Source organism: Mycobacterium heidelbergense, assembly GCF_010730745.1.
GTDB classification, from domain to species: domain Bacteria; phylum Actinomycetota; class Actinomycetes; order Mycobacteriales; family Mycobacteriaceae; genus Mycobacterium; species Mycobacterium heidelbergense.
On sequence record NZ_AP022615.1, the window covers coordinates 3568300 to 3581634 of the forward strand.

The following is a 13335-nucleotide window of genomic DNA, read 5'->3' on the forward strand; positions in this document are numbered from 1 at the left end:
TCTTGCGCGAGCAGACACACAATCGCATTATCCGGCGCTAAATCATGCGACTCTGTGTCTGCTCGCGCAACAAGGCGCGGAGCCTTCGGATGTCGGGTTTGCCGGTGGCGCCCCGCGGGATACCCTCGTCGGAGTCCACCAGCAGCCACAGCGTCGGAACCTTGAAGGCGCTCAGCAGCTTTCGGGCGGCGCTTCGAAGCCGATCGGGTGTCATGGCGGCGGTGTCGCATACCACCGCGGCGCCGACCCGATCGCCCGTGTCGTCGGCCACGTTGGTGACGACGGCGTTTTCGACGCCGTCGATCGACCGCAGCGCCCGCTGCACCTCGCCGGGGTACACCGTCGCGCCGCTCACCTTGAACATGTCGTCGGAGCGACCGTGGTAGAAGAGGAACCCGTCGCCGTCGAGGTGGCCGAGATCGCCCGTGGGATAGAAGCCGTCGGGTGTGAACAGCTCCTCCCGGCCGCGCCGGCACATGCCGCGCATGACGTGTGGCCCGCGGATCTGGATCATCCCGCCCGTTCCGGCGGGCACGGGCGAGCCGTCCTCGGGGTCGACGATCCGAACCTCCATGCCGCCGAACGGCTTTCCGCAGCTGCCCCGGGCCGATTCGGGCATGTCGGTGTCCGCGGGGTAGCCGCAGTAGGGCCCGAACGCCTCGGTCATGCCGAACAGCCTGGCCCGCGCCCCCGGTTCGGCGCGCAGCTCGGCGGGCAGCAGCGCGTCGAGGCTGCCCGGCCGCAACGCCGACAGGTCCGCCCCGACACCGGCCGACTTGCGGGCAAGGTTTTCGGCCTGGTCCGGCCAGCCGCGAAACAGGGTGACGCGCTCGCGTTCCAGCAGCCGCAGTGTGGCTTCCGCCGAAGGGATTTCCTCGGTGATCAGTGTGCAGCCGGCCAACAACGCCGAGAGCACCCCGCTGCCGAACCCGCCCACCCAGAAGAACGGCATCGGCAGATACAGGCGGGTGTCGGCGCCGATGCAGCGGGCGGCCAGGCCGGATCGCACCGCGCCCAGCGCGTTTCCGTGCGAATGAATGACGCCCTTGGGCGCCCCGCTGCTGCCCGAAGTGAACATGATCACCATGGTGTCGCTGGGTGTCACGGTCCGCGTCATCGCGTCGGCGAGCCGAAAAGCCACACGAGGGGCGCCCAGCGTCAGCCGTTCCGCATTCCAAACGCGCTGCAGCGCGGGCAGATCAGGGTTGTCGACGACGTGCTCGAGGTAGCGGTGGCCCCGGAATTCTTCGACGCCGATGAGGAACTGCACCGAGGCGACGCGCAGCTGGTCCCGCAGCTCGCCCGCCGTCAGCAGCGTGCTGAGCGGCACCAACACCGCACCGATACGGGTCAGCGCGATGGCGGTCTGCACCCATCGCACGCCGTTGGGCATGATCAGCCCGACCCGGCTGCCCTTGGCGACGCCGGCGTCGACGAACTCCGCGGCGATCGCGCGCGTGGTCGAGTCCAGCTCGCCGTAGCTCAGGCGGGCCGACGCATCGATCACCATCGGCTTGGGTCCGTCGCGTGCCGCGCGCGACCGCACCAGCCGGTCGATGGTGGACGGGGCGTCAGCCATCGAAAACCTTTGCGAGCCTACGCATGTCGACCTTGCCGCTGGACATCAGCGGCACGTCGGAGCGGCGGATGGGGACGATTCGGCGTGGGATCTTGTACGCCGACAGCTCGGACTTCAGCTCGCGGCGCAGCGCGCCCTCGTCGACCGTGGCCTCGTCCTCGACGACAATGGCCGCCGCCACCGCTTGGCCCCGTTCGCGGTCGGGGACACCGACGACATACGCGGTCAGCCCGCCGGTGACCCTGGTGATCGCCTTGGCCACCTCTTCGGGTGACACGTTGGCGCCCGCGGTCTTGATCATCGACCCGCGCCGACCCAGGAAGTAATAGAAGCCGTCGGCGTCGGCGCGGACCAGATCGCCGGTGTGGAACCAGCCGTCGGCGTCGAAGCTTTCCTCGCGGCTGCGCCTGTGGTACCGCTGCATCAGATAGGGGCCGCGGAGGCACAGTTCACCGTCGACGATCTTGACCTCGAATCCCGGGGCGGGCCTGCCGAACGATCCGCGCCGCCGCTCGGGCTGATCGGTCTCGTCGCCGCTGAGCAGCACCACGCCGCCGGCCTCGGTCATCCCGAGCATGTTGTGACGCAGCTCGGGATCGGCGGGGCGCGCGTCCGGCGCCATGATGGGATACAGGTTGCCGCGTCGCATCGACGACAGGTCCCGGTGCGGGAAGCTCGGGTGCCGGGTCAGGTGGGCGACCGCGGCGGCGAAACCGTTGGTGATCGTGGGCTTTTCGGCCTCCAGCAGGTCGAGGGTGTCGCCGGCGTCCGCGGCGTTCGAGCACACCAGGGTCGAGCCGGCGACCAGCGTGGCAAGCAGCCCGAACGCGAACCCGCCGATCCAGAAGAACGGCGAATTGCAGAAGAGTTTGTCGTCGGCGGACAGGCCCCGGATCCCGTTGAGGTTGCGCTGGTGTTCGAGCAGACCCGCGTGGGTGTGCACCGCGCCCTTCGGGGTGTCCGTCGACCCGGACGTGTAGACGATCGCGAGCGGGTCGCAGCCGTCGACGTCGTCTTCCATCGCGGCCAGCCGCGCCTGGTCGGCCGATTCGCCCGGCTCCCAGTCGAAGAACACGTGACGCAGCAACGGGACGGCGATATCGTCGAGGACCCCGGCCAGCCGTTCGGTATAGTCGTGGGACCGAAAAGCCCGCGCGGCAAGGAGGATTCGGACGTCGCCGTGGGCCAGCTGCTCGCGCAGCTCGCGCGCCGTGCAGAACGTCGAAAACGGGACGACCACCGCGCCGATCCGTGCCGCGGCGAGCGTGGCCACGACGAAAGCCGTGCCGTTGGGGTACAGCAACCCGACGTGCGTGCCCTTGCCGGCGCCGAGCGAGAGCAGCGCACCCGCCAGCCGGGCCGAGCGGCCATCCGCCTCCGCATAACTGATCACGTCGTCGTCGCAGACCAGCAGCGGACGGTCCGCGCGGGCGCGGGCCTGCTCGCGCAGCACGCCGGCCACCGTGCTAGTCGACATGTTCGACGGCATCGCCGAAGAAGCGGCGGACCGCGCCCAGGTCGGCCTTGCCGGACGGGGTCCTCGGGATCGTGTCGACAATGGCGATGCGGGTGGGGATTTCGTAGCGCGCCAGCCTGTCGCGCAGGTACTCGGCGAGCTCGGCCGAGTCGGCCGGTGAGCGCAGCTCGACCATGGCGGCCGGGGTCTCCCCGAGCCTCTCGTCGGGCTGGCCCACCACCGCGGCGCCCCGCACGGCGGGATGGCTTTCCAACGCGGTGCGCACGTCGTCGGGGATCACCTTGAAGCCCCCGCGGATGATGGCCTGGTCGGCCCGGCCGACGATCCACAGGAATCCGTCCTCGTCGATGCGCCCCAGGTCCGTGGTCCGGATCCAGTCGGCGGACGGACCCAGCTGGCCGGGCTTCACCTCGAGCAGGCCCGGTCGGTTGGGGCCGACCGGCACGCCGTCCTCGACGACGCGCAGCTGCGCCCCGGGGTTGGCCCGGCCGACGCTGCCGCGCTTGGCTTTCCAGTACTTTTGGTAGTCGGGCAACGTCCAACCCGCCACGCCGCCACCGAATTCCGTGGCGGCGTAGGACGTCAGCACCGGGATGCCGAACTTCTCGGTGAACGCGTCGGCGTCCTCGGCCGACAGCGGCGCGGTGCCGGACGTGACGGCGCGGATGCCCGCCAGGTCTTCCCGGCGCAGGTCGGAATGCAGCACCATGCGCAGCGCGGCGGGCACCAGCGACACCGCGGCGGGCCGATGCCTGCGCACCACCGCGGCCCACCGGTCGAGCTCGAACCGCTCCAGCAGCGCAAAGGGCCGCGCCTCGGTGACGCACTGCAGCACGCGAAAGACGCCGCCGATGTGCACGAGCGGGGAGTTGACGATCGCCACGCCGCGCCGCGGCTCGGTCGGGGCCGGCGAGTTCCGCGGGTCGGGCCCCAGCACGCTGCGCGCCAGCATGTCGTAGGTGAGGTCGACGCGCTTGGGCGGGCCGGTGGTTCCGCTGGTCAGCATCCGGACCGCCACGCCGGGCCGGGTACCGGGGCCGGCGCCGGCCGACCGGGCCGGCGTCACCCGCGCGGCGTGATCCACACCGGAGATCGACACCACCGTCGTAAGCGCCGGTGGCGCACCAAGATTGGCCAGATCGTCGGGATCGCCAACCAGCACCGGCAATCCCAGCGATTCGACGTCGGCCCTGGTGCGTTCGTCGCCGCGGGAGGGATTGACGGTCACCACCGTGCCCCCCGACAGCAGGACCCCGAGGAAGGCCGCGACGTGGGCGGGCCGGTTGCGCAGCAGGATGCCCACCTCGCGTTGTGCGGCAAGGGAACCGATCCGCTCGGCCATCGCGGCGACCTGGCCCCACGAAAACCACGTGTCCGCATACTCGATCGCGCGCGCGTCGGGCGCCAGGCCCAGCACGTCGGCGATACGCCGAGTGAGCGGGTGGGTCATCAGCGGATTCTCGGCGTGCTGGGCGCGGCCGTGCCGCCCCGGGCGGCCAGCTCGGCCTTCCCGAGCGGATTGCCCAGCCGGGTATAGATCAGGCCCTGCTCCAGGGCCGCGCGATAGGGCTTGTCCAGGGACTCCCAGATGGCCTTGACGGTGCCCTGGGTCGCCGACGGCGGCTTGGCGGCGATCGTGGCGGCGATCTCGTGCGCGCGCGCCCACAGCCGGTCCGGGGGGACCACCTCGGTCACCAGACCGATCCGCAGCGCGGTGTCGGCGCCGACGCGTTCGTCGCCGCCCATCAACGCGATGCGCAGCGTCTCGCCCAGACCGATCCGACGCATCAACCCGATCGGCTCCAGCGCGCACACCAATCCCGCGCTCACGTGCGAGTCGAAGAACGTCGCGTCGGTCGAACAGAGGACGACATCGGCCTCGTTGACGAAATAGAACGCGCCCGCGGTGCACATTCCCTGCACGGCGCACACCACCGGCTTCCACATCTTCTGCCACTTCGGGCTCAGCGCCTCACCGGGATCCTCGTGGTTCCACACATTCTCGGGCTGCCCGTAGGGCGTCTTGATGTCCAGGCCCGCGCTGAAAGCCCGGCTTCCCGCCGCCCGCAGCACGACGGCGTTCACGGAATCGTCGAGCTTGACGATGCGCCATGCCTCGGCCATCTCCTCGCACATCGTCCGGTTGAACGCGTTGAGCGACTCCGGCCGGTTCAGCGTGATGGTGGCGACGCGGTCGGCCGCGTCGACGTCGAGCAGGATCGTGTCGAAGCTCATCGGCATCGCCAATTCGGGGCGCGCTTTTCCAGGAACGCCCGCGGACCCTCGAGCGAATCCTCGGTGTGCAGGTTGCGCTCGCGGAACGCCTCGGCCAACGTCTCGGCCTCGTGCAGCGGCAGGTCGAGGCCCTTGAGGATGGCCAGCCGGGTTCCCCGAACGGCCAGTGGCGCATTGGAATTGACGACGTCGGCGAGTTCGTGCGCCCGCTCGAGGAGACGGTCGTGCTCGACGATCTCGCTGATCATCCCCAGTTCATAGGCCCGCTGGGCGGTCATCCGCTCGTGCTTGCCCAGCAACGCCATCCGCAGGGCGGTCGATCGGGGCAGCACGCGGGCCAGTCGCACCACTTCGCGCGCGGCCACCAGGCCGATGCTGACGTGCGGGTCGAAGAACGTCGCCTTATCCGAGGCGATGACGATGTCACCCGTCGTCACCCAGTCCAGCCCCGCGCCGCAACAGATCCCGTTGATGGCCGCGAGCATCGGCTTGGCCATCCGCCGAAACGGCGGCGTGCCCTCCTGCGGCGCCTCCCACTGCTCGTAGGTCGACAGGTACGCCCGCTCGTCGACCACCTTGCCGTCACCGGGGATCTCCTTGACGTCGGCGCCCGCGCAAAACGCGCGCCCGGTCCCGGTGACGATGAGCAGCCACACCTTGTCATCGTTTTCGGCCTCGTCGTAGGCGGCGCGCAATTCGGTGATCATGTGCGGGCTCAGGGCGTTCAGCGCGTCGGGCCGGTTGAGCGTGATGGTGGCCTTATGTCCGTCGACCTCGTACTTGATGTCGTTGAACGACATGGTCTTCCCTTCGTCAGCGGCCACGGAAGTCCGGCCTGCGCTTCTCCCGAAAGGCCGCCAGCCCCTCCTTGAAATCGCCTGTGCGGCAGGACAGTTCGAGGTTGAAGAGCTCTTGCGTCATGGAATCGGCCAGCGAGGCATGCAGGCCATGGTGGATCGCCTGCTTGGTCAGGCCGATCGCCACCGTGGGCGCCGACGCAAGCCGTGCCAGCAGTCCTTCGACGGCTTCGGTCAATTCGGCTTCGGGCACGGCGTCGTGGATCAGTCCCCAGTCGGCGGCCTCGGACCCGGCCACCTTGTCGCCGAGCAGCAGCATCGACTTGGCCCGCGCCAAACCGACCAGCCGCGGCAGCAGCCACGTCGAGCCCGAATCGGCGCTGAACCCGCGATCGGCGAACGGCTCCCAGAACAGGGCGTCGTCAGCGGCGATCGTGAAGTCGGCGGCCAGGGCCAGATTGCAGCCGAGGCCGACGGCCCAGCCCCGCACGCCGCAGACGACCGGCAGCGCAATGGTGTGGACGAGGTCGATCACGCGGTGGGCGGCGTGCGGGATACGGCGCACCAGGTGACCGGCGCGGGGTCGCTGCCCGTCGGCGTTCGTCGCCACCCAGTCCGCACCCGCACAGAAATCGCCGCCGGCGCCCTGGATGTGGATGGCGCGCAGGGCGTCGTCCGACGCGGCCGCGGTGAGCGCGTCGACCAGCGCGTCGACCATCGAATGGCTCAGCGAGTTGCGCCTCGACGGACGGTCCAGCGTGATCCGCAGGACCTCGCCGTCACGGCTCGTCGTCACCGTTCCGTCGGCAGCGTCAACCTCGTGAGTCACCGTCGAGTAGGCCCTTCCCCGGTTGATACGGTTACCGCTACAGTAAGCAATTCGATTGCTATCGTGTACAAGTTAGCGCAGAAAGGTCGCCGACGGAACAGGCGGCCGGTGAAGAGGGTGCATGGCGGAGGACAAACCGCAATACGGTGAACGGCCGCTGCCTCAGACCATCGCGTTCGCCGGCGCCGTCCGGCGCCTGACCGGACTGGTCCTGTCGCTCGAGCATTCCGACCCCGCCGTCGACGCGATGCTGGCCCAGTTCGGCCGGTGGGAGAACGAACTGGCCGCCGCGGTCTCCCCGGACAGCGCGCCGCGCGTCGGACCCGACGCGGGCGACACCAAACGCGTCTACCTCGATCACGCCTTCGACGTCGGCGCGTACAACCCGTGCTATCCGGAGTACGAGTTCGACCGGCTCGACGCCGAAACCGCCTCCGGCCGTGTGAATTTCCCGCTGGTCTTCGAGGGGCCACCGGGATTCGTCAACGGGGGGTTCGTCGCGGTCTTCTTCGATTGCGTCACCCAGCACCAGAACTGCGCGGCGAGCCTGTCGGGCAAGACGCGTTCGCTGGGCGTCACGTTCCGGCGACCCACCCCGATCCTCACCGACTTGCGGTTCGACATCGTCCGGTCGCCGGTCGAGCGGGGTGTCCGGTCGACGGCACGGCTGCTCCGCGACGACGACGTGCTCTGCATCGGCGAGTTCGATTCGCTGGCCGCCCGTCCCGAGACCCTGACCGGCTTCCACTTCGGCAAGCGACGAACCCGATGACGCTCCGGCGCGCCGCAACGCCCTCGCCTACGGGGTGGACAAAACCATTGAGGCGAGGCCCATTTCGGGCAACGGCCGGCCTGCGAAGAAAGTGACATGCGATGACCAGCGACGAGCGCGTACTGTTCGACGTCGATCCCGGCAAGCGGATCGCCACCATCACGCTCAACAACCCCAAGCAGCGCAACTCCTATGACGCCGCCATGCGCGATGCGATCGCCCGCTGCCTCGACCGGGTCGCCGCCGACGACGACCTGACCGTCGTGTTGTTGCGCGGCGAGGGAGGCGTTTTCAGTACCGGCGCGGACATGAACAACGCCTACGCCTGGTACGGCGACCGGGACGCGGCCGCGGCACAGCGGCGCCCGAGCCAGCGTCGTCGGCTCACGGTCGACCGGAACTCGTTCGGCTTCTACCACAACTTCATGGGCTTCCCGAAGGTCACGGTCGGCGAAATCAGCGGCTACGCCCTCGGCGGCGGATTCGAGATGGCCCTGATGACCGACATCTCGGTCATCGCGCGCGACACCAAGATCGGGATGCCGGCCACTCGCTTCCTGGGGCCGGCGCTGGGAAGCCTGCACATGTTCTTTCACCGGCTCGGCCCGGTCCTCGCGCGCCGGTTGTTGCTCACCGGCGACATCATCGAGGCGGGTGCGGTCGAGCATCTCGGCATCTTCACCGATACCTGTGCGGCCGAAATGGTTTCGGCGCGGGCCAGGTACTGGGCGGAGAAGGCGGCCAAGATGCCGGCCGACGGGGTCGTCATCGCCAAAGAGGCGTTCCGGTTGGTCGAGCAGAGCCAGGCGTATCAGGGCGAGGAAGTCGCCAGCTACCTCTTTCACGCGTTCGGAACGAACCTGCAATTCGCTCCGGGCGAGTTCAATTTCGTCAAGGCCCGGGCGGAACACGGCACCAAGGAGGCGTTCCGCCTGCGCGACGAGCACTTCGAGGTCCCCGAACCGGAGTCGAGGTAGCTTTCGCCGGTGCGGTGGGTGCGGTACCGTTGCGACAACGGTAAGGCAGTCGGGTGGGAAATGCCGAAGCGTCGACCGTAAGAGTTTCGGCGGCAGGAGTGGACTCAGTTGGTCAGGGTGATGGCGGGCTTCCGGGTCCTCGAGGTCGCGCAGTTCACGTTCGTCCCGGCGGCCGGCGCCATCCTCGCCGATTGGGGCGCCGACGTCATCAAGGTCGAGCATCCGGTGCGCGGCGACACGCAGCGCGGGTTTCTGCACATGGGCGGTTTTCGCCTCGACCCCGACCGGCACCCGCTGATCGAGCACCCCAACCGGGGTAAGCGCAGCGTCGGCATCGACCTGTCGACCCCCGGCGGGCGGGAAGTGCTGTACGAACTCGCGAAGGCCTCCGACGTGTTTCTCACGAACTATCTGCCGTCGGCGCGTCAGAAGAACAAATTCGACGTGGAGCATATCCGTGCCGCCAACCCGGCGATCGTGTACGCGCGCGGCAGCGCGTACGGGGACAAGGGAGCCGAGCGCGACGTCGGCGGCTACGACGGGACGGCGTTCTGGACCCGCAGCGGCATCGGCCACTCGCTGACGCCGGCCGAGCTGGGCGCGCCACTGGCGCAAGGAATTCCCGCGTTCGGCGATTCCATCGGCGGGATGAACATCGCGGGCGGCATCGCGGCCGCGCTCCTGCATCGCGAACGCAGCGGCGAGGCCGTCGAGGTCGACGTGTCGCTGCTGAGCACGGCGTGGTGGGCGGCGGGCGCGAGCGTGACGCAGGGCATGGACACCGGCGAAGCCATGCGCGCGGAGATGCCGAAATCCGGTGGTTCTGAGGTCAACCCGTTTCTGGGCAATTACCAGACGTCCGACGGCGGAACGATCAATCTGTGCATCGTGAGCCCCACCGGGTATATTCGCGACACGTTCGAACACCTTGGCATCGCCGAGGCGGCCGATGACGCGCGCTTCGCGACCGTGCTGGCGCTGATCGAGAACGCCGAGGCGGCAAGCGATTTGATCGCCGAGGCGATCGGGGGCAGGCCGTTCGAATACTGGTGCCGGCATCTCAAGACGATGAAGGGTCAGTGGGCGCCGTTCCAAAGCCTCGTCGACCTGGGCGCCGACGAGCAGGCCATCGCCAACGACATGATCGCCGAGGTGGAGGCCGCCGACGGCGGTCCCCCGTTCAAGGTCGTGCGCGGACCGGTGCAGTTCAACCATGAGCCCCTGGTCACCACGCGGGCCCCGCAGGCGTCCGAGCACACCGAACTGGTGTTGATGGAATTGGGCATGGACTGGGACCGCATCGAAGAGCTCAAGGACTCGGGCGCCATCGCCTAAGGGGTTGGCGCCAAACCTCATTGGGCCCCGGGTTGAGGACCGGACAGCGAGAGGAGCGACATCGTGGCGACGGCAGGCCAGGCCCGGTCCTGGGCGCGAGGCGCCCTGCGCGGCATCGGCGACTCGTTGTATACCCCCTTTGCCGGTCCGGACGGTGACGAGATCGACTGGGACGCCTACCGCGAGCTCGTCCGCTACTGCGTCGCCGACCTCCAGCACCCCATGCTGTGGTGCACCAGCGGAGTCGGCGAGTTCTGGTCGCTGACGCTCGATGAGCGAAAGCGGTTGCTGGAGTTGGCGATCGACGTGGGACGCGCGGCCAACCCCGGTCTGGTGGTGCAGGCCTGCACCACGGCGGCGTCGGTCAAGGATTGCCTGGAACTGACCCGGCATGCGCAACAGGCGGGCGCCGACATCGCCTACATTCAAACGCCGGTGATGGAGACCCACGGCGGCGAAGGGGTGCTGCGCTTTTTCGCCCACATCGCCGAGCGCACCGACATCGCGCTGGGCATGTTCAATTCGCCCTCGTCGGGATACGTGCTCACCGCCGCCGAAAGCGCCCGGATCTACGAGCAGATACCGGCGGTGTGCGCGACCAAGGAGGGGGCGTTTCGGCCCCGCAACAGCAAGGCGCTGCACGACCTGGCGCCGGGCCTGGTGATCTGGGAGTGCGACCTCACGGTGTACCGGGCGGGCTGGCTGCGCGCCGGCATCGTGTGCCCGGCTCAGCTCGGCACCGTCGGCTATCTCCACGAGACGCCGCAGCGCCGGATCGTGACCGAGTACTGGGATTTGGTCTACAACGACAAACTGATCGAGGCGATGGACTTCGCGCGGGAATCCGGAATGGATCGATTCGAGGCTGACATGGGCTCGTGGTTCACCTGCTATCCGGGAAGGCCCGACTACTTCACGCACTGGGGCGCGGCGTTCAAGCACGCCGCGGCGGTCCTGGGCCTGCCCATCGGCGGCTACCCGCATTCCCGGCCCCCACAGGCGCTGCTACCCGACGCGGCGAAGAGGCAGATCGAGGGCGCCTACCGGCGGCTCGGTCTCGTCGGAAAGCGCTAGCCGACAGCCGCTTTGATCAGGCGCTTCGCCGAACCGGCGGGGGCGTTGACGCGCGTTGCAGAAAGCTGTACCGATAGGTATACAGTATCTACTACGCGGCCACGTTCGGGTGGCCGCCGATGAAGGGGACGGGTCCGAATGAGCACCGACGGCAGCGTGGTTGCCGAACGCCCGATCGCGTCGAACGAGCCGGTGCTCTACGAGGCCCACGACGGCGGCGTCGCCGTGATCACCCTGAACCGTCCCGAGCGGATGAACGCGTGGGGCGGAACGTTGACGAGCGGATTCTTCCGCTGTATCGACATGGCGGAGGCCGACCCCGACGTGCGCGTCATCGTGATGACCGGGACGGGGCGCGCGTTCTGCGCCGGCGCGTACATGGGCGATCTCGATTCCCTCTCGTCGACGACCGTCGAGTCGGCGAGCAAGACTGACGTGAGCGCCCTGGTGGCTGAAAAGCACCCGTATTTCCTCACGCAGCTGAGCAAGCCGGTGATCGCCGCGATCAACGGGTCGGTCGCCGGGATCGGCCTGTCGATGGCGTTGATGGCCGACATCCGCTTCGCGGCGGCGGGCGCGAAGTTCAGCACCTCGTTCGCGCGACGAGGGCTGGTCGGCGAGTACGGCATCTCCTGGATCCTGCCGCGGCTCGCCGGCTGGGGAGCCGCCGCCGACCTGCTGCTGTCCGGTCGCACCTTCCTCGCCGAGGAGGCCGCCGAACTGGGCCTGGTCAAGGAAGTGGTGCCGGGCGAGCGACTGATGGACCGGGTCATCGGCTACGCCGCGGACATGGCCAGCAATTGCGCGCCGAGCTCGCTGGCCGTGATGAAGCGGCAGCTCTACGCCGACGCGGAGCTCCCGATCGTCGAGACCAGCAACAGGGCCGAGAAGCTGATGCACGAATCGATGACCCGCCCCGACTTCATCGAGGGCATCACCGCCTTCTTCGAGAAGCGCTCACCGAATTTCCCGCCGCTGACCGCGCACGGCGGCCAAACTTAAGCAGCCGAAGAAGATTGAGAGGACGTCCGACCATGACGACGCTGGACTATCAGGCGATCGACGTCGACAACCACTACTACGAACCGCTGGACGCGTTCACCCGCCACCTGCCCAGGGAGTTCAAGCGCCGCGGCGTGCAGATGGTCAGGGACGGCAAGCGCACGTGGGCCGTGATCGGCGACCGGATCAATCACTTCATTCCGAACCCGACGTTCGACCCGATCATCGAGCCGGGCTGCCTGGACTTGCTGTTCCGCGGCGAGATTCCCGACGGCGTTGACCCCGCGTCGTTGATGAAGGTCGATCGGATGGAGAATCATCCCGAGTACCAGAACCGTGACGCCCGGGTGAAGGTCCTGGACACCCAGAACCTCGAGACGGTGTTCATGCTGCCGACGTTCGCCTGCGGCGTCGAGGAGGCCCTCAAACACGACATCGAGGCCACGATGGCGTCGCTGCACGCGTTCAACCTGTGGCTCGACGAGGACTGGGGTTTCGACCGTCCCGACCACCGCATCCTGTCCGCCCCGATCGTCTCGCTGGCCGATCCCGAAAAGGCCGTCGAGGAGGTCGAATTCGTCCTGGACCGGGGGGCCAGGATGGTGCTGGTGCGGCCCGCCCCGGTGCCCGGCCCGGTGAAGCCGCGGTCGTTGGGCGACCCGCTGCACGACCCGGTGTGGGCGCGGCTGGCCGAAGCCGGTGTTCCGGTCGGCTTCCACCTCAGCGACAGTGGCTATCTGGCGATCGCCGCGCTGTGGGGCGGCAAGTCCACCTTCGAGGGGTTCGGCAAGAAGGACCCGCTGGACCAGGTGCTGCTGGACGACCGGGCGATCCACGACACGATGGCATCGATGATCGTGCACCAGGTGTTCACCCGCCACCCCAAGCTGAAGGCCGTCAGCATCGAGAACGGCGCGTACTTCGTCTACCGGTTGATCAAGCGGCTCAAGAAGGCGGCCAATACCGCCCCCTACCACTTCAAAGAGGATCCGGTGCAGCAGCTGAAAAACAACGTCTGGATCGCGCCCTATTACGAGGACGACGTGAAGCTGCTCGCCGACACGATCGGCGTGGACAAGATCCTGTTCGGCTCGGACTGGCCGCACGGCGAAGGGCTCGCCGATCCGATGACCTTCACCGCCGACATTCCCCAGTTCCCGGAGTTCAGCGCCGAAGACACCCGTAAAGTCATGCGCGACAACGCGCTTGACCTGCTCGGCGTCAACGTTCCCGCGTCGGCGTAACGCGTCGCCGGGGT

Annotated in this window: 12 protein-coding genes; 6 read left to right on the top strand and 6 right to left on the bottom strand. The window is 68.4% G+C overall.

The features are described from left to right. Positions 1-37: 37 nt before the first annotated feature. The 6 genes from G6N25_RS16830 to G6N25_RS16855 are packed head-to-tail and all read right to left on the bottom strand — an operon-like array spanning position 38 to position 6917. Positions 38-1579, bottom strand: a complete 1542-nt coding sequence (locus tag G6N25_RS16830) for a class I adenylate-forming enzyme family protein (protein ID WP_083073440.1) — start codon at positions 1577-1579, stop codon at positions 38-40. Continuing rightward, positions 1572-3068: a class I adenylate-forming enzyme family protein gene (locus G6N25_RS16835; RefSeq protein ID WP_083073439.1), complete on the bottom strand. Its 1497-nt coding sequence runs from the start codon at positions 3066-3068 to the stop codon at positions 1572-1574. The genes G6N25_RS16830 and G6N25_RS16835 overlap by 8 nt, the downstream gene beginning before the upstream one ends. Next, positions 3046-4509: a class I adenylate-forming enzyme family protein gene (locus G6N25_RS16840; protein WP_179961730.1), complete on the bottom strand. Its 1464-nt coding sequence runs from the start codon at positions 4507-4509 to the stop codon at positions 3046-3048. The genes G6N25_RS16835 and G6N25_RS16840 overlap by 23 nt, the downstream gene beginning before the upstream one ends. Then, positions 4506-5297, bottom strand: coding sequence for an enoyl-CoA hydratase/isomerase family protein (locus G6N25_RS16845; protein WP_071510107.1), 792 nt, complete (start codon positions 5295-5297; stop codon positions 4506-4508). The genes G6N25_RS16840 and G6N25_RS16845 overlap by 4 nt, the downstream gene beginning before the upstream one ends. Beyond that, positions 5288-6091, bottom strand: coding sequence for an enoyl-CoA hydratase/isomerase family protein (locus G6N25_RS16850; RefSeq protein WP_083073545.1), 804 nt, complete (start codon positions 6089-6091; stop codon positions 5288-5290). Before G6N25_RS16850 ends, G6N25_RS16845 begins: the two co-directional genes overlap by 10 nt. A 13-nt stretch (positions 6092-6104) precedes the next feature. After that, complete coding sequence (locus tag G6N25_RS16855) at positions 6105-6917, bottom strand: enoyl-CoA hydratase/isomerase family protein (RefSeq protein WP_083073437.1); 813 nt, start codon at positions 6915-6917, stop codon at positions 6105-6107. A 121-nt stretch (positions 6918-7038) separates the two neighbouring features. Here G6N25_RS16855 and G6N25_RS16860 point away from each other — a divergent pair, with 121 nt between their 5' ends. From G6N25_RS16860 to G6N25_RS16885, 6 genes are all read left to right on the top strand, one after another. After that, on the top strand, positions 7039-7689 hold the full coding sequence (locus tag G6N25_RS16860; protein ID WP_083073436.1) for a hotdog family protein: 651 nt from the start codon (positions 7039-7041) through the stop codon (positions 7687-7689). A 101-nt stretch (positions 7690-7790) separates the two neighbouring features. After that, positions 7791-8666 (top strand): enoyl-CoA hydratase/isomerase family protein, encoded by an 876-nt coding sequence (locus G6N25_RS16865; RefSeq protein WP_083073435.1) that lies wholly within the window; start codon positions 7791-7793, stop codon positions 8664-8666. Between the two features lie 108 nt (positions 8667-8774). After that, positions 8775-10001: a CaiB/BaiF CoA transferase family protein gene (locus G6N25_RS16870; RefSeq protein WP_142272563.1), complete on the top strand. Its 1227-nt coding sequence runs from the start codon at positions 8775-8777 to the stop codon at positions 9999-10001. A 63-nt stretch (positions 10002-10064) separates the two neighbouring features. Further along, positions 10065-11075: a dihydrodipicolinate synthase family protein gene (locus G6N25_RS16875; protein ID WP_083010936.1), complete on the top strand. Its 1011-nt coding sequence runs from the start codon at positions 10065-10067 to the stop codon at positions 11073-11075. A gap of 138 nt (positions 11076-11213) precedes the next feature. Further along, complete coding sequence (locus tag G6N25_RS16880; protein ID WP_083073433.1) at positions 11214-12077, top strand: enoyl-CoA hydratase; 864 nt, start codon at positions 11214-11216, stop codon at positions 12075-12077. Positions 12078-12109: 32 nt separating this feature from the next. Continuing rightward, positions 12110-13321 carry an amidohydrolase family protein gene (locus G6N25_RS16885; protein ID WP_071510115.1) on the top strand — a complete coding sequence of 404 codons (1212 nt, stop codon included), beginning with the start codon at positions 12110-12112 and terminating at the stop codon, positions 13319-13321. Positions 13322-13335 lie beyond the last annotated feature (14 nt).

What these genes read in the sequence shown, in the direction of transcription:
- G6N25_RS16845 (WP_071510107.1), bottom strand. Translation starts at nt 5,297, where the DNA reads ATGCCGATGAGCTTCGACACGATCCTGCTCGACGTCGACGCGGCCGAC.
- G6N25_RS16850 (WP_083073545.1), bottom strand. Translation starts at nt 6,091, where the DNA reads ATGTCGTTCAACGACATCAAGTACGAGGTCGACGGACATAAGGCCACC.
- G6N25_RS16885 (WP_071510115.1), top strand. Translation starts at nt 12,110, where the DNA reads ATGACGACGCTGGACTATCAGGCGATCGACGTCGACAACCACTACTAC.
- G6N25_RS16835 (WP_083073439.1), bottom strand. Translation starts at nt 3,068, where the DNA reads ATGCCGTCGAACATGTCGACTAGCACGGTGGCCGGCGTGCTGCGCGAG.
- G6N25_RS16880 (WP_083073433.1), top strand. Translation starts at nt 11,214, where the DNA reads ATGAGCACCGACGGCAGCGTGGTTGCCGAACGCCCGATCGCGTCGAAC.
- G6N25_RS16830 (WP_083073440.1), bottom strand. Translation starts at nt 1,579, where the DNA reads ATGGCTGACGCCCCGTCCACCATCGACCGGCTGGTGCGGTCGCGCGCG.
- G6N25_RS16865 (WP_083073435.1), top strand. Translation starts at nt 7,791, where the DNA reads ATGACCAGCGACGAGCGCGTACTGTTCGACGTCGATCCCGGCAAGCGG.
- G6N25_RS16860 (WP_083073436.1), top strand. Translation starts at nt 7,039, where the DNA reads ATGGCGGAGGACAAACCGCAATACGGTGAACGGCCGCTGCCTCAGACC.